17 protein-coding genes are annotated in these 14,822 nt (G+C 41.8%); 9 read left to right on the top strand and 8 right to left on the bottom strand.

The features are described 5' to 3' along the window. The 3 genes from JWQ54_RS20355 to JWQ54_RS20365 all read left to right on the top strand — a co-directional run. A partial coding sequence (locus JWQ54_RS20355) for a GIY-YIG nuclease family protein (RefSeq protein ID WP_299588662.1) occupies positions 1–260 on the top strand: 260 nt, incomplete at its 5' end. Positions 261–452: 192 nt separating this feature from the next. Then, positions 453–2,195 carry a M14 family zinc carboxypeptidase gene (locus JWQ54_RS20360; RefSeq protein WP_299588665.1) on the top strand — a complete coding sequence of 581 codons (1,743 nt, stop codon included), beginning with the start codon at positions 453–455 and terminating at the stop codon, positions 2,193–2,195. Further along, positions 2,192–2,824 carry a rhomboid family intramembrane serine protease gene (locus tag JWQ54_RS20365; protein ID WP_367187122.1) on the top strand — a complete coding sequence of 211 codons (633 nt, stop codon included), beginning with the start codon at positions 2,192–2,194 and terminating at the stop codon, positions 2,822–2,824. Before JWQ54_RS20360 ends, JWQ54_RS20365 begins: the two co-directional genes overlap by 4 nt. On the opposite strand, the gene JWQ54_RS20370 is transcribed toward JWQ54_RS20365, so the two are convergent. Beyond that, positions 2,793–3,782: a hypothetical protein gene (locus tag JWQ54_RS20370; protein WP_299588667.1), complete on the bottom strand. Its 990-nt coding sequence runs from the start codon at positions 3,780–3,782 to the stop codon at positions 2,793–2,795. The two genes, JWQ54_RS20365 and JWQ54_RS20370, sit on opposite strands and share 32 nt — an antisense overlap. A gap of 54 nt (positions 3,783–3,836) precedes the next feature. Between JWQ54_RS20370 and JWQ54_RS20375 the strand changes: the two genes are divergently transcribed. Both JWQ54_RS20375 and JWQ54_RS20380 read left to right on the top strand, forming a co-directional pair. After that, a complete protein-coding gene (locus tag JWQ54_RS20375; RefSeq protein ID WP_299588698.1) occupies positions 3,837–4,847 on the top strand; it encodes a dipeptide epimerase in 1,011 nt (336 codons plus the stop codon). Positions 4,848–4,933: 86 nt separating this feature from the next. Beyond that, the gene (locus tag JWQ54_RS20380) at positions 4,934–5,800 is read left to right on the top strand and encodes a DUF1080 domain-containing protein (RefSeq protein WP_299588668.1); all 867 of its coding nucleotides are present in this window, start codon (positions 4,934–4,936) and stop codon (positions 5,798–5,800) included. 63 nt (positions 5,801–5,863) lie between these two features. Here JWQ54_RS20380 and JWQ54_RS20385 read toward each other — a convergent pair whose 3' ends face one another. The 5 genes from JWQ54_RS20385 to JWQ54_RS20405 all read right to left on the bottom strand — a co-directional run bounded on the left by JWQ54_RS20385 (position 5,864) and on the right by JWQ54_RS20405 (position 8,079). Further along, the gene (locus tag JWQ54_RS20385; RefSeq protein ID WP_299588700.1) at positions 5,864–6,196 is read right to left on the bottom strand and encodes a HepT-like ribonuclease domain-containing protein; all 333 of its coding nucleotides are present in this window, start codon (positions 6,194–6,196) and stop codon (positions 5,864–5,866) included. Continuing rightward, positions 6,186–6,488: a nucleotidyltransferase domain-containing protein gene (locus JWQ54_RS20390; protein WP_299588670.1), complete on the bottom strand. Its 303-nt coding sequence runs from the start codon at positions 6,486–6,488 to the stop codon at positions 6,186–6,188. The genes JWQ54_RS20385 and JWQ54_RS20390 overlap by 11 nt, the downstream gene beginning before the upstream one ends. A gap of 159 nt (positions 6,489–6,647) precedes the next feature. Beyond that, positions 6,648–7,553 (bottom strand): prohibitin family protein, encoded by a 906-nt coding sequence (locus JWQ54_RS20395; protein ID WP_299588673.1) that lies wholly within the window; start codon positions 7,551–7,553, stop codon positions 6,648–6,650. Between the two features lie 10 nt (positions 7,554–7,563). After that, complete coding sequence (locus JWQ54_RS20400; protein WP_299588676.1) at positions 7,564–7,761, bottom strand: DUF6358 family protein; 198 nt, start codon at positions 7,759–7,761, stop codon at positions 7,564–7,566. A gap of 3 nt (positions 7,762–7,764) precedes the next feature. Next, positions 7,765–8,079, bottom strand: a complete 315-nt coding sequence (locus JWQ54_RS20405; RefSeq protein ID WP_299588678.1) for a rhodanese-like domain-containing protein — start codon at positions 8,077–8,079, stop codon at positions 7,765–7,767. 119 nt (positions 8,080–8,198) lie between these two features. Here JWQ54_RS20405 and JWQ54_RS20410 point away from each other — a divergent pair, with 119 nt between their 5' ends. The 3 genes from JWQ54_RS20410 to JWQ54_RS20420 all read left to right on the top strand — a co-directional run bounded on the left by JWQ54_RS20410 (position 8,199) and on the right by JWQ54_RS20420 (position 11,199). Beyond that, positions 8,199–9,317, top strand: a complete 1,119-nt coding sequence (locus tag JWQ54_RS20410; RefSeq protein WP_299588680.1) for a DUF4407 domain-containing protein — start codon at positions 8,199–8,201, stop codon at positions 9,315–9,317. Between the two features lie 225 nt (positions 9,318–9,542). Then, on the top strand, positions 9,543–9,836 hold the full coding sequence (locus JWQ54_RS20415) for a DUF3175 domain-containing protein (protein WP_299588683.1): 294 nt from the start codon (positions 9,543–9,545) through the stop codon (positions 9,834–9,836). Positions 9,837–10,110: 274 nt separating this feature from the next. Then, positions 10,111–11,199 (top strand): hypothetical protein, encoded by a 1,089-nt coding sequence (locus JWQ54_RS20420; RefSeq protein WP_299588686.1) that lies wholly within the window; start codon positions 10,111–10,113, stop codon positions 11,197–11,199. Between the two features lie 111 nt (positions 11,200–11,310). On the opposite strand, the gene JWQ54_RS20425 is transcribed toward JWQ54_RS20420, so the two are convergent. Both JWQ54_RS20425 and JWQ54_RS20430 read right to left on the bottom strand, forming a co-directional pair. Then, the gene (locus JWQ54_RS20425) at positions 11,311–12,831 is read right to left on the bottom strand and encodes a carboxypeptidase (protein ID WP_299588688.1); all 1,521 of its coding nucleotides are present in this window, start codon (positions 12,829–12,831) and stop codon (positions 11,311–11,313) included. 181 nt (positions 12,832–13,012) lie between these two features. Beyond that, positions 13,013–14,206 (bottom strand): anhydro-N-acetylmuramic acid kinase, encoded by a 1,194-nt coding sequence (locus tag JWQ54_RS20430; RefSeq protein WP_299588691.1) that lies wholly within the window; start codon positions 14,204–14,206, stop codon positions 13,013–13,015. Between the two features lie 168 nt (positions 14,207–14,374). Between JWQ54_RS20430 and JWQ54_RS20435 the strand changes: the two genes are divergently transcribed. Next, a partial coding sequence (locus JWQ54_RS20435) for a 6-phosphogluconolactonase (RefSeq protein WP_299588693.1) occupies positions 14,375–14,822 on the top strand: 448 nt, incomplete at its 3' end.

The raw sequence follows: 14,822 nt of genomic DNA on the forward strand, positions 1-14,822 counted from the left end.
TTTGCAGGGATAATTCCTATTATACAGGTATTACCAATAATTTGGAAAGTAGATTATATGATCATCAAACAGGTATTGACCCTAAAGCTTATACTTTTAAAAGAAGACCGGTAAAAATGGTTTTTTACGAAATGTTTAATGATGTTAACCAGGCAATAGCATTTGAAAAACAAGTTAAAGGATGGCGGAGAGCAAAGAAAGAAGCCATTATTAACGGGGATTGGCATTTATTGCCTGGTTTGTCAAAGAACAATATGTAGTTGCCGGGTAGTGTAATATAGCGGTGAAGCATGGCGGACAGGCCTTAACCCGCGTCGTGGTTCGACAGGCTCACCATGACATCCCTGACAATGCTCACCCTTATACTCTTTTTTTTCTGAAATCATCTCAGGTAACCGATAAGATACATTTTTATTAAGCCCCGCTAATTATATTTGCCAAAAGCCCTTTTCATGAAAACACTTTTATCAGCACTGCTCACCTGTTTTATTTTTTTTAACGCCAATGCCCAATTAACGCCATTTGAATTAAGTAAGGATAAAAACTATACCGCAACCTATAGCGAGGTGATTGCTTATTATAAAAAATTAAGCATCGCCAATCCGCAAATGAGGTTGTTTAACTATGGCACAACGGATATTGGCAAACCTTTAACGCTGGTAGTATTATCGCGCGATAAGGTGTTTGATCCTGCACTGATAAAAAAGCAAAATAAAAGAGTACTGCTGATAAATAACGGCATTCATCCCGGCGAACCGGAGGGTATTGATGCCAGCATGATGTTTGCCCGCGATCTGCTTAAAAAAAATGCGTTGCCAAAAAATGTGGTGATCTGTATGATCGCTCTTTACAATATTGATGGCAGTATGAACAGGGGATTGAGCCGTGTTAGTCAGAACGGGCCGCGTGCCTACGGCTTCAGGGGCAATTACCGCAACCTTGACCTGAACCGCGATTTTATAAAGGCCGATAGTCGCAACGCTTTGGCTTTTGAGCAGATAGTAAATACCTGGAAGCCCGAAGTGTTTTTAGATAACCACACCAGTGACGGCGCAGACTACCAGTATGTAATGACGCTGATTGAGACTCAAAAAGATAAGCAAAACCCAATACTGGCCGATTATACCTCCAAGACATTAACGCCCGAGCTTTATAAAAGGATGAAGAAAAGCGGGTATGAAATGATTCCTTATGGTGCCGGTGAAAGAGGTTTGCCGGATTCGGGCATTGTGAGCTTTTTGGAAACACCGAGGTTTGCAACCGGGTATACGGCCCAACGCAACATCATCAGCTATATTACCGAAACTCACATGCTTAAATCATTCGATAAAAGGGTTTACGCCACGTATGATTTTGAGCAGCACCTGGTTGATATTTATGAGCGCGATGCCAAACTGATAGGTGAGTTAAAGCATAAAGCCGATGAGCAGGTGGTAAAGCAAAAAACTTTTGCCTTGGATTGGGATGTAGACCGTGATAAGGTTGATACTATAACCTTTAAAGGCTATGCTGCTTTATACAAACCAAGTGATATAAGCGGCCTTAAACGATTGTATTATGACAGGAACCAGCCCTATACCAAAACTATAAAGTATTGGAACAGCTACAAAGCAACCGACTCGGTTAATAAACCGCTTGCGTATGTTATACCGCAGGCGTGGGGCAAAATAATCGACCTGTTTAAACTGAACAGTGTGGCAATGAAACGCTTAACGCATGATACCACCATTGCTTTGCAAATGTATTATATTGAAGATTATAAAACACCGCAGAAACCTTTTGAGGGGCATTACCTGCACAGCAACGTAAAGCTGAACCCGGTTGATATGAAGGTTAAATTTTACGAGGGCGATTATGTGGTGTATACTAACCAGGCCCTTAACCGTTATATTGTTGAAACGCTGGAGCCGCAAGGTGTTGATTCTTTTTTCGCCTGGAACTTTTTCGATTCGGTTTTAGGGGAGAAGGAATATTTCAGCAATTATGTGTTTGAAGATAAAGCTGCCGAAATGCTGAAAACAGACACTGATCTAAGGAAAAAGCTGGAAGATGCAAAAGCAAAGGACCCAAAGCTGGCAAATAGTGCCGGGGCACAATTAAACTTTGTATACCGCAACTCTATCTATTTCGAAAAAACATATCTTCGCTATCCTGTTGGCCGGTTGCTGACAGATACAAAACTCGATTTGAAATGATGGAATATTTAATGGCAGCGCCGGTGGCGTCTGTTATATTTGCTTTTACTATACTAACCTCGCTTTGGGCGTTTTCAAATGATAACGCTTATGCTCAAATGATCCTGCATCCCTACAGTGTAGCACGCGGGCAGCGGACTTACACCGTGATTACCAGCGGGTTTATTCATAACGACTGGATGCACCTGTTTTTTAATATGTTGAGCTACTACTTTTTTGCTTTTCAGTTAGAAGCAGTTTTGGGACACTGGCAATTTGGGGTGCTATATTTCGTAAGTTTGATTTTGAGCGATCTGCCTACGGTTTATAAGCACAGGAATGATGAATGGTATCATAGCCTTGGCGCATCGGGGGCGGTAAGTGCTGTTATTTTCGGCTTTATTATGTTTGCGCCTACAGTTAAAATGTACATAATGCCAATTCCCTTCGGAATTCCGTCCGCTTTATTTGGTGTTTTATACCTGGTTTACTGTAATTATGCTTCCAAATATTCAAGGGATAACATTAATCATGACGCCCACATGTTTGGCGCCTTGAGTGGTTTGCTGATAACGATTGCTTTAAACCCGCATATTGTAAACAGCTTTATACAGCAAATTACCGCGGGAGTTCAATCGTTGCTTCACTGATCAGGCTGCCATCCGGATTAAATAAAAAGCTCATTGGTTTTTCAGGGTTTTTAATGATCTCCAAAAGCAGGAAGCCCCAGTTTTTCCAGAAGCTTTCAAGCACCTGGCTATAGATCTTGTTCAGCCAATCGTCAAACAAAGGTTTGCTGCTTAAGCCGCGCAGGGGCATGGCCTCCATATAGATCTCATCACCGGCAGGTAACACATTATATTCGGGCAAACGGTTAAACAAATAAGCTGAGTAAAACACCCGTCCGCAAAACTCCTCGAACTGGATAGGATGAAGCAATTGATCTTTTATTTTATCATACACTTCCTTGTGGTATAAATAATTGACGCCATTATCCTGCAGGCAAATTACCAATCCAAAATCGCGGATGCGGAGCGAAAAGGTAAGCGTATTTATCTCATCGCGATAGCCAAACTCAACAGGATTGTTATCAACCTTAAAAAGAAAAATGCTGTATGGCTTAAAATCTTCAAAAATAATGGGAAGGTTAAGGCTTTGCAGCATTAAATGCAGATTGCTGAACTTGTGGATGATGGATTGCGAAATATTAAACTCCTCGCCCTTTGAATGCTGTAATTTTATCCCGCTCTGTACTTCATTAAAAATCAAGCCGTAAAGCATTTTGCCGGCCCATTGAAAAAGTTTCAGTTCATCAAGCTCTTTTATTGCATCATAACCAATTTCAAAAACAGCGGCTATTTCGGTTTCCAGGGGTTCAAGGTAAGCTGCGTTTACATTAGCTGCACAGGGAATCTTAATATCCTTATAAGTAGCCATGCTTTCATCAAGCATTTTAAAAGGCTTATCTTCCAGCTGGTAACGGCTCATCAGCCATTGCGGAAAAACCTGCACATTCTCTTCTTCGGAGGACAGGGTCTGTCCGGTTAAAAAACAATTGCGGTTACCGAATTTAAAAGATTCAAAAGGATGATAAATTTCCTGGGCCATGGGCGCAAAGATAAGCATCAAATTCAACAGGAAAATTTTAGCTTTGAATTTAACATGAAGCTGACTTACCAACCCTTCGAACTGCTGCTGAAGCACACCTTTACCATCGCCAAATTTTCGCGTACCTCAACCCCTGTAATGCTGATCCAAATTGAGCACGAGGGCAAAACCGGCTACGGCGAAGCATCGATGGTGCCTTATATGGGCGAGAGCTTTCAAACCGCAACTGATTTTTTGAGCAAGGTAGATGCCGGTCAGTTTCAATACCCTTTTGATTTTGAAACGATAATAGCTTACATGGAGAGCGTTGCGCCCGGCAACCCTGCAATTAAAGCCGGGATTGATATTGCCTTGCACGATCTTGACGGCAAGCTGCAAAATAAACCCTGCTGGCAACTGCTTGGCTCCGATCCGTTAAAAATGCCGGCAACGAGCTTTACCATTGGCATTGATACGCCCGAAGTAATTATTCAAAAGGTAAAGGAAGCACCCGATTGTAAAATCATCAAAGTAAAGCTTGGCCGGGATAGCGACAAGGAGCTGATAAAAACCATCCGCTCGGTAACTGATAAACCACTTTTTGTTGATGCCAACCAGGGCTGGACAGATTTGGAGCAAAGTCTTGATTTGATCCATTGGCTGCACGAGCAGGGCGTTTTACTGATAGAGCAGCCCATGTTAAAAACGGATCTCGATAGCAATGCCTGGTTAACCGAGCGCAGCCCGATCCCTTTAATTGGAGATGAGGCAGTACAGCGTTTACCCGACGTTGAAAAGGCAAAAGGTGTTTATCATGGCATCAATATCAAACTGATGAAATCTGCCGGGATGTATGAGGCACACCAAATGATCTTGAAAGCAAAAGAGCTTGGCTTAAAGCTGATGATAGGCTGCATGAGCGAAACCAGCTGCGCCACTCTTGCCGGCATAGCCCTTGCTCCCCAATGTGATTGGGCAGATCTTGATGGTCCGTTTTTAACCAGCAACAACCCTTATAAAATGCCGGACTTTGTGGATGGGAAGTGGGTGTTGGGGGATGATGCGGGGTTAGGATTAAGACACTAACAGCAGCTAATTGAATTGTTAGTACCCAATCACGCGCAATGCTTAAAGTTATTGTATTAAGTTTACCTGATAACCCTCTGTAAATTATGAAAACTCTTCTCGTATCCTTTTGCTGTATAACTATCCTGGTATGCTCCACTTCGTTTGCACCAAAGAATGAATGGACGCCGTTGCTTGATAAAAATTTATCAAATTGGGAGATTTATCAAAGTTTTAGATTTCCAAACGGATATAAGGGAGCTGCGCCTAAAGACGCTGATGGTAATGACTTAAAACCTATTGGCTATAACATAAATCAGGATAAAGTATTTTCAGTTATTATGGAAAACGGCGAGCCAGTGCTAAAGATCTACGGCGATATATATGGCTGCCTTTTTACCAAAAAGGATTATGATAACTATGACCTGAAGCTAAAAGTAAAATGGGGTGATAAAAAATGGGCGCCGCGTTTAAATGAAGTTAAGGATTCGGGTGTTTTATACCATTCGCAAGGCAAATGCGGAGTGGAGTATTGGCGCACATGGATGCTGAGCCAGGAATTTCAGATCGCCGAAAAAGGAATGGGCGATTACTGGTCGCAGGCCAGCTCACGCTCAGATGTTAAGGCGAGGAAAGAAGGTAAAGATTATTACTTTGATAACAACGGCACTCTGATGGCATTTGGCTCGGGAACCGGGAGCGGCAATTTTTGTCACGCAGGCACGGATGCCGAGATGAAAGGCAGCTGGAACGAAATTGAGTTGATAACTTACGGCGATAAGAGCATCCGCATTGTAAACGGACAGGTAGTGATGGCGCTGTCAAACAGCCGGTACATGGTTAACGGCGAAGCAAAACCACTGGTAAGCGGCAAGATCCAGATCCAGAGCGAAGCCGCGGAAGTTTATTATAAGGATATTATGATTAGGAAGATTGATGGGATTCCGGCGGAATATGCTGAGTATTTTAAATAGATTGACACTAATTTCACGAATTGAATCGAATTTCACGAATTAGGGAAATGGTTTAATTAAAATCTATTTTAGCAGAGCATTAATCTCCTTTTCCAATCCAGGCAAATGTTTAACAACTATTGCCCAAATAATATCGTCAGAAACACTATCATATCCGTGGATGATGCGATTCCTTGTAACAATTATTTTTTTGATATCTGTTATGGCAATATTGGGCTGTTGTTTTATAATGCGGTTCGCAGCCTCTCCGATAATTTCAACATTTCTTTCAATGGCCCTTTTAGTTTTAAGATCTTTTTTAAACCGAAGAAAATCTTTCTTGTCAGGAAGAAAATCATTAATCTCTTTAATAGCCTGTTTTATGTCAGAAAGCCAGGTTTTGATCTCATCTTCCATAAACAAGCACTTTGGTATTATCGATCTGCTTTTTAAGAAAAGGATTTTTTAAGGCCTTATCTTCCAGCAAATCAACCGGCCTTTTAAGGATGCTCTCTAATTGAAATTTTAGAGCGAAGTAGTTGTCGGAGTAATCAATAGGATCTTTACTATCAATATCAACTATCAGATCAATATCGCTTGTTGGGTTTAATTTATCCGAAACAACTGACCCGAATGCAAACAAGGATTTAACATGATACGCGTTGCATAGCTGTTTTATTTGCTCTATATGATCTTTTAATTCGCTCACGATAATCAAAGTTAGTAAAATTAAGCCGGGAGAGCTTTGACAACTTTAAAAAAGCTGTCAAAGCTAACCATCCAAATTCGTGAAATTCGATCCAATTCGTGAACGTTAGTGCTATCTCAATTCGTGAAATTCGATTTAATTCGTGCCAATTAGTGTCTATTACTTATCAGTCAGCATTATCGGGTTTCCACCCTTGCCGCCAATTATGATAACTTTAGCATTTGGCGATAGTGCAATTTCCTTTTGAGCCTTAATGCTTTCGTAGATCAATTGCTTATCAGATAAGCCGGTTGACAGGATCTTTTGATAATCGGCAATACCTTGTGCCTCTACACGTTTACGGTCGGCTTCCTGGCGCTCTTTTTGTAACACGAACTGCATTTTTTGCGCATCCTGCTCGGCCTGGATCTTTGATTCAATACTGGCGCGAACAGTGGCAGGCAGGCTAATATTGCGCACTAAAACCTGCTGTACCAATAAGCCGTTCCTGGCAAAATTATCAATGATTGTTTTGTTTATTTTAGACTGAAATTCTCCACGCTTGGTTGAATACAAATCAACAGCTACATAATTAACCGCATTATCGCGGATGGCTGTACGTGTAACAGGGCGTACAATTTTATGCTCATAATCAATGCCAATATTTTGCAGGATATAGGGTGCCTTTTTAGAGTTTATTGTATAAAGTACAGAAAGATCAATAGTAACTTCAAGTCCGTCTGATGATAATACACGGATAGCATCATCCCCTTCAACCTGCCCTTCGCCGGTTTTGCTGCTCATGGTATAATTTTGAGTGCGGGTGTCAAAATTGGTTACATCTACAAACGGGTTAATAAAATGTAATCCGCTTTCCAATGTTTGGTCCTGGACTTTACCAAATAATACTTGTACGCCAACATTACCTGCGTCAATAACTTTTACAGTAGATAACAGCAGACCCACTATAATAACTAAAACGGCTATTTTGTTAATGGTACCGGCAAAGCGGCTGGCGGGTTCGGGTGAGCGTTTGAGCACTACGCCCACAACGAGCATAATGATCCCTAAAATTGCGATAAACATAGTTTGAGGGCTAAGGGTTTTTTTGAGCGTTTTTTACTTCTTTCAGAAGCCTCACCTTAAGCACGATAAATATAGCAATAATTACTACAGCCGCTGCCACATAACCATATTGCGGTGGATTTGCTGCAAAGCCATATTGATACCCCGTAATAAGGCATATAAAAATCCCTATGTTATAAAACACATTTAAAAACAGTTTTTTACCCATGGCTTAGTATACGTTAATGGTGGGGTCAATTTGCTCAACCCAGGCCAATATGCCGCCCTCCAGGTTATAAAGATTGGTAAAGCCTTTTTGCTCCAATTGCATTATGGCTGCTGCGCTGCGTTTTCCGCTGCGGCACATAACTATTACAGGCTTATCTTTTTCTACTTTATCGGCTTCAATTAAAATACCGCTTAAAGGGATTGATAGTCCGCCAAGGTTTGACATTTCATACTCAAAATCTTCCCTTACATCAATTAATTGAAAATCTTCGCCTTTATCTTTTTTCTCTTTTAGTTCCTGTACGCTAATTTCTTTCATGATCTGATTATAATAATACTCAAAGGTAATTCTTATCATTCAAATATTTAGGTCTGAAATTTGTAACATTCAATGCCTTGCTGCGTTTCATATATGTTTGTACACAGAAAATAATATTAATGAAGAGTATTACACGCTTTTTTTGGTTCTGTTCCGGAGCCCATATAGGTACTTTAAAAAAATATCCCCTTGAGCATAACAAATATGTAGGCATTGGCGCTACAATATTTTTTACAGCGGTATTTGCTTCACTATCCGGTGGTTATGCCATGTATTTTGTTTTTGCCGGCAATGCGTTTGCGGTAGTTTTTGCCATTTTATTTGGCCTGCTATGGGGTACGGCCATTTTTAATATGGACAGGTACATTGTATCAAGCATTGACAAGCAAGGCACAACAAACCAGCAAATTTTGCAGGCATCGCCCCGTATTTTGCTGGCTATAATGATAGGGATAGTAATATCGAGGCCCCTGGAACTAAAGATCTTTGACAAAGAGATCCGTCAGAAACTAAAAACTGCCTACTTAAAAGGGCAGCACCGCAAGATTGATACCCTCACCAAAACATATACCGAAAAGTATTCGATGGAGATGGGTAAAAATAACGAGCTTAAAAAAGAAAAGGACTCGCTTGAGCGGGATATAAACCGCTCGCGCGCGCAACTGAACCAGGAAGTATTTGGCGATAAAACCGACCAAACATCAGGCATTGTGGGCTATGGCACTTATGCAAAAGGAAAACAGGCCGTATTGCAGGAAAAGGAAGACCGACTGAAAACCGTTACCGACAACCAGGCAAAAATGGATGAATACCTGAGCGCCCGTAAAAACTATGAGGGCGTGAATGATATTCGCCTCTTTAGCGAGCACCAGCTCGACAGCCTTTCGAATGTGGCCGGTTTTTCCGACCGGAACTGGGCTCTTGGGCAATTGTCATATAACGAGAATGGCACCCGTGACCTGGATACCTTTCTTGCCGAATCATTCATCAGCTGGCTGTTCGTTTTATTTGAATGTTTGCCGGTATTTGTAAAGCTGATGTCGCCAAAGGGAGCCTATGATGTTGCAGTTTCAAAAATTTCTGAGGCCGATGAGTATTATGCCGAACGGGATAAAGAAAGGCATATGGAGGTAACCAAAAATGTTTATGACCACCATTTAGACAAAGATATTGACAAACAGAAAAAGATAATATCGGCGCAATCCGAGTATGACATTGAACGGCACAGTTATGATTAGTGCGTTAAGGGCACACTCCTTAAATTAATTCAGAATTGTTTTTTCAATAGGTTAGCTATTATAGGGGGCAATTACATTTCCTTACTCGCCATTAAACCCATCGCTATGGGAATGCCATCAGAGGTCTTTAAATTTAATTTTATCAATCCTTCCAAATGCCGGTTAACAATTACGTTGTCCTTTGGTATTATTATTGTTAAATCATACCCATAAAATCATCTTACCATGGCAACTAAACATGCATCAACAAAGAAAAAATGGTCAGCAGATGTAACAAAGCATAGTGATGCCCTTGACCTTGAAGGTAATATATTTGAATCCGGAGATCCTAAAAAAATAGCAAAGTCATTAAAAAGGTCAGCCGAGCAGAGTGACCGGAAAAAATCTGCACCATACCGTTCTGCCATGTCAATGCTTACTTTTTACATAAACCGCGCCGGTAAAAATCTGGAAGCATCACAAAAGGAAGTATTAGAAAAAGCGAAGGATGAATTGAGAAAAGAGTTTGGCCGGGAATAGAATAAAGCCGCGGGCACTAGTTTATAATAATTATACACTTTCTTTTATAAATAACTCGTTTTGTAATTGTGCAGGTTAAACCTTTATGCAACTAAATCGCTTAATTACGCAACCAGCAACAACATCAAATACGTATAAACCATAAATTTGCCTTAATTTTAATTAGCGTTTAACTGCTATTGTTTATAATAATTTCTACTTTTAAGTTTTGCTATACATAAAAGAGCAATTTTTCGTTATCCACTTAAATATTTATAAAACAGATAATTGACACATGGGGAAAATATACGCGGGATATCTCCCGCTAATTGTTGGGGGATTGGTTTTAGCGGGGCTAATAACATCCTGTAAAAAGGATCATACGTCTGCGCCTACGGCCGTGCCTATTGCTACGCTTGGTTTGTATGAAGTACAAAGCACCATATATCGCAGGGTGTTTATTCCGGTATCGCAGATTGGTACTGTAAAACATACTTATTACACCGTGTTTGATACCGGCTCATCAGCCATGACAATGGATGCTGAGGGACTGATCCCAGCCTCGATGATCACAAGCTCGGGTATAACAATTACCGGTGACTCGCTGGTTGTAAACGGCATTACCGTTACTAAGCAAACCGCTACTTTAACCTACGGCGACGCTACCGCCGGAACAAAGGAATATGGGAACCTTGCTTACGCGACAATAATCATAGGCGACGCGAACGGTTCAGTAAGTACTAAGCGAATCCCCTTCTTTTTATACTATAAAGCAGTTGATACAAAAACAGGAACTAAACTGGGGGCACATGAAAATGATATTTTTGGGGTTGGCCCTAATACCAGCTTTAGCAGCCTTGCCATAGCAAGTCCGCTGAGTTATTTTACTACTGCAGCTAACGTAACACAAGGTTTTAAGCTTTCAAAGTTTAATAAAACAGCTTATTCTACCAGTGGAACTTATGTTGCAGACCTGCTTACAATTGGCCTGGTACCTAACGACCTTAGTTCAGCTGGTTTTATAATGCATTCCCTTACACACACATCTGCAGGTTATTCGCCAAACATTCCGGCCACTATAAATTATAATGGTAAAAGTATCCAGGGGAGCTTATTGTTTGATACCGGAACACCGGCATTTGTCAACATTGAAGACCCCAATGCAACCACCAACCAAACAACGCTGCCGGCAAACACGCCTGTTTCCATTACCACCACAAGCGGGTTTAGTTACCAGTATACCACCACAACTGACGATAATCTTACGCAGGTGTTAAACCCTTCATTTACACATGACCCGCGGACTATTTTTAGTATTGACTTTTTTGCGGATAATGAGTTTCTGCTTGATTATACAAACCACAGGATTGGATTGAAGAACTAGTTCTGAGTTTAAAGTAATAAGTCCCGGGTCAATATATGTAATTGGCCCGGGACTTTATATTTGAAGAAGAATTAAGCTTTTTACTCAAGACTTGAGACTAACGGCTCAAGACTAATATTTAGCAGGTGTTCCCGGTTTCGGTATTGATTCCAGGATAAATTTCCTTAAGTTTTCTGTAGCAGCAGGCAGGTCGTCCTTACGCAGGTACATCATGTGTCCGCTTTTATAACCTTCCCATTTAAGGCGGTCTTTAAGCCTTCCGCTTGGGTCAAGCTGCCAAAGGCTGTATTTTGCATTGAAGTAATCGCATGCGCCGTCATAATATCCTGATTGGATCAACAGGTGCAGGTATGGATTTTGTGCGATTGCCTGGCGCAGGTTTTCGCCGGTATGATTGTTTTTATCATCCCATGGCCACACGTTGCCAAACATATTGTATTTCAAATCGGTTTTATAATTCAGCTCATCACGCAGGTAAATATTAATTGCCGGGGTAAACGCATGCAGCCAGGCAACAAGCTCAGCATTATAATCCGGACTTTCGCCGCCAGCCTGCCTATCAATCCCTTTGTATCTCGAATCAAGGCGGCCAACGGTAAAACCTTTATCGCGCAATAGCTCTTTCCAAAACAAATCGTATGACACATCCAGGTTATTCTGCATAATTAATTTTTCAGAAATACCTGTATAACGGGACATTTTTGCTGCAATTGCGCTACGCTGTGCATCATCAATAAAACCGCCGCGAGACAAGGCCGGGATCAGCTCATTGATGGTAAAGTTCTCAACCTCCGGCAAAAATGCAGTAAGTTCCTTTTGCTGAAGCCCGGGGGCAAGTGTACCATGATACCATGCCGTAGCCGCAAAATAAGGCAGCTTAAGCGCCGCCTGCACCGGGCCGCTGCGCTCAATACCCAAATCGGTCGGCGATACCAGTATTACCCCGTTCAGGTACATCCATTGTGAATTTTGCAGTTCAAGCGCCAACCCTGATGCGCGCGTGGTGCCATAGCTTTCGCCAATTAAAAATTTAGGCGATGCCCAGCGGTTTTTACGGGTAACAAAAGTATTTATCCACTCGGCCAGGTATTTAATATCTTCATTTACTCCAAAAAATTTGGATCCCGGGGTGTCCTTATTAACTATTCTTGAGTAGCCTGTATTTACCGGATCAAGGTATACGATGTCGGCAACATCAAGTATGGAGTTCTTATTTTCTCCAATTCCGTATGGCTGAACAGGATATCCCTCGTTATCAATATTTAGCAGGCGCGGGCCGGTATAACCTATCTCCATCCATACAGAAGGTGTACCCGGACCACCGTTAAATGAGATCACCAACGGGCGCGAAGCCCTGTCAGTAACATCATCCCTTTCATAGTAAGTATAAAATACCCCCGCAATAGGGCGTCCGTCATTATCCCAAATTGGCATGCTGCCTGCAGTTGCGGTGTAAGGGATAAGTTTCCCTTTTATAGTTACATGGTGTTTGGTAACTACTGCCGAGTCCACTGATAAGATGCGGCTTTTTGAGATTGGGTTAGTGTTTTTTTGAGTTGCAGGCTCAATTTGTGCAAGGCTTGATCCGGCTATACAGCAAACCGCTGCGAGGGCAATAAAGTATTTTTTCATATTTATGATTTTGATAAGCTATCAGGAGTTTAAGCGGGCTGATGAGCTGCTTATTGTTTCTGTTAAAGCAATTACAATACTAAACTTTTCTTTGTGCTTTTGCAAAGGCTTCAAAGTGTAAAGCCCCTTTGGCTATTGTAATAATATCATAACAGTAATTATTTGGCATGAGTTTACAGTTTCACAAAGGAAAACTGATCTTCCCCATTAAAACCGCCGGGTTATTTCCTATTGCCATAGGTTCGCCGCACAATGCCTCGTTACCTAATAATGCAAAAAGAATGGCTTCTTTTGCATCCGGATCAATGCCCAGTTCGCCTGTATCTTTAATAATAACCTGTGGCAATGCTTTTTTAAGGTGATCAATTATATAGCTGTTTTTCGCCCCGCCGCCGCTGGTGAATATCTGAATGTCATCAGCCTTAAAATGCTGTGAAACAAAATCAGTAATTGTTTGGGCTGTAAATGCGCTTAGGGTACATATAAGGTCTTCATTACCGATAGCGGATGTATTTGACTTTCTCAGTGCATCCTCAACATAAGCTAAATTAAACAGTTCGGGCCCGGTAGTTTTGGGTGCCGGCTCATCAAAAAATGGGTGATGAAGCAGCGCATTTAACAACTCATTATTCACACTGCCTGAAAAGGCAATTTTTGAATCTTCGTCATATGCCTTATTAAAATATTTACGGCAGGCGGCATCGATCAGTGTATTGCCGGCGCCAAGATCTGTACAAACAATGCCGGCATAATTGCCATCGGCGGGCAGCCAGGTAAGGTTGGCAATACCACCAATATTCAGCAGGATCCTGTTTTCGCCAGGTTTGCTGCCCAGCAATACATCGCCATATAAAGCTAAAGGGGCACCTTCTCCCCCCGCTGCAATATGCTTTTGCCTGAAATCACTGATGGTTAATATCCCCGTTTTTACTGCCAAATGATCGCCATCACCAATTTGCAGGGTAGCGTTTAGGTAGCCCTCCTGTTTATGCAAGCGCCTGGGTGCATGATAAATTGTCTGCCCGTGGCTGGCTATAAAATCCACCTCCGCAGCTTTAATATTCCATTCTTCAAGTGCCTGCAATATTAATTCTCCGTGAAAGCTGCCGATGTATTCATTAAGCAGGCAAACTTTTTCAAGGCTGGTTTCTTTATGTGCAAAAACCTGTTGTACCTCCTTTTTAAAGGCATCTATGTAAGGGATAGTTATAAAGTTAATTAGCGAAAATTTGGTTTGAAGTCCGCTGCCTGTAAAGCGGCACAAGGCAATATCAAGCCCGTCGAGCGAGGTGCCCGACATTAAACCAATCCCCATTTTTTCTTTTTTTTGGGCGATGTTTAAGAGATTCTCCAGGTTTGTGTTAAGAGCTGACATGGGGCTTAAATTACCTAAATGTTAAGGTATGTACAAAAGTTAAAATATTAGTCAAATTATAAACATATCTGATATATTTGTTTTCACCAAATTTTCTAAGTCTAAAGCCGTTAGTCATGAATCCTAAGTAATTGGATTTGCGGCTACGGATACAACCCAACCAAAAAAATGGCCAGATTAAATTTACTAGAAGAGACGCGATACGAGAAGTTGCCGGTAACGGTGTATGGCAATCAGAAAGAAGCCTCGCTGGCGGTAGCGCAGCGGATAGCCAGGCTGATAAAAGCGAAAACAGCCAAAGGCGAGCAGACGGTGCTGGGCCTTGCCACCGGCGTAACGCCTGTTGGCGTATATGCCGAGCTGGTGCGCCAGCACCGGGAAGAAGGGCTGAGCTTTAAGAACGTGACCACCTTTAACCTGGACGAGTACTACCCGATGCAGCCCAATGCGGCGCAGAGCTATGTAACGTTCATGAACGAGAACCTGTTCAGCCATGTAGATATCGATCAAAAGAACGTGCACATCCCGGATGGTACGCTTGACCAGGATGCGGTGGCCGCCTTTTGCCTGGACTATGAGAAAAAGATCACGGCGCTTGGCGGGCTGGACCTGCAGA

Source organism: Mucilaginibacter sp. (genome assembly GCF_028288225.1).
Classification (GTDB): Bacteria; Bacteroidota; Bacteroidia; order Sphingobacteriales; family Sphingobacteriaceae; genus Mucilaginibacter.

Bases quoted from the DNA above. Each gene is read 5' to 3' on its own strand.
- JWQ54_RS20360 (WP_299588665.1), top strand. From the start codon at position 453: ATGAAAACACTTTTATCAGCACTGCTCACCTGTTTTATTTTTTTTAAC.
- JWQ54_RS20365 (WP_367187122.1), top strand. From the start codon at position 2,192: ATGATGGAATATTTAATGGCAGCGCCGGTGGCGTCTGTTATATTTGCT.
- JWQ54_RS20370 (WP_299588667.1), bottom strand. From the start codon at position 3,782: ATGGCCCAGGAAATTTATCATCCTTTTGAATCTTTTAAATTCGGTAAC.
- JWQ54_RS20375 (WP_299588698.1), top strand. From the start codon at position 3,837: ATGAAGCTGACTTACCAACCCTTCGAACTGCTGCTGAAGCACACCTTT.
- JWQ54_RS20380 (WP_299588668.1), top strand. From the start codon at position 4,934: ATGAAAACTCTTCTCGTATCCTTTTGCTGTATAACTATCCTGGTATGC.
- JWQ54_RS20385 (WP_299588700.1), bottom strand. From the start codon at position 6,196: ATGGAAGATGAGATCAAAACCTGGCTTTCTGACATAAAACAGGCTATT.
- JWQ54_RS20395 (WP_299588673.1), bottom strand. From the start codon at position 7,553: ATGTTTATCGCAATTTTAGGGATCATTATGCTCGTTGTGGGCGTAGTG.
- JWQ54_RS20400 (WP_299588676.1), bottom strand. From the start codon at position 7,761: ATGGGTAAAAAACTGTTTTTAAATGTGTTTTATAACATAGGGATTTTT.
- JWQ54_RS20405 (WP_299588678.1), bottom strand. From the start codon at position 8,079: ATGAAAGAAATTAGCGTACAGGAACTAAAAGAGAAAAAAGATAAAGGC.
- JWQ54_RS20410 (WP_299588680.1), top strand. From the start codon at position 8,199: ATGAAGAGTATTACACGCTTTTTTTGGTTCTGTTCCGGAGCCCATATA.
- JWQ54_RS20415 (WP_299588683.1), top strand. From the start codon at position 9,543: ATGGCAACTAAACATGCATCAACAAAGAAAAAATGGTCAGCAGATGTA.
- JWQ54_RS20420 (WP_299588686.1), top strand. From the start codon at position 10,111: ATGGGGAAAATATACGCGGGATATCTCCCGCTAATTGTTGGGGGATTG.
- JWQ54_RS20425 (WP_299588688.1), bottom strand. From the start codon at position 12,831: ATGAAAAAATACTTTATTGCCCTCGCAGCGGTTTGCTGTATAGCCGGA.
- JWQ54_RS20430 (WP_299588691.1), bottom strand. From the start codon at position 14,206: ATGTCAGCTCTTAACACAAACCTGGAGAATCTCTTAAACATCGCCCAA.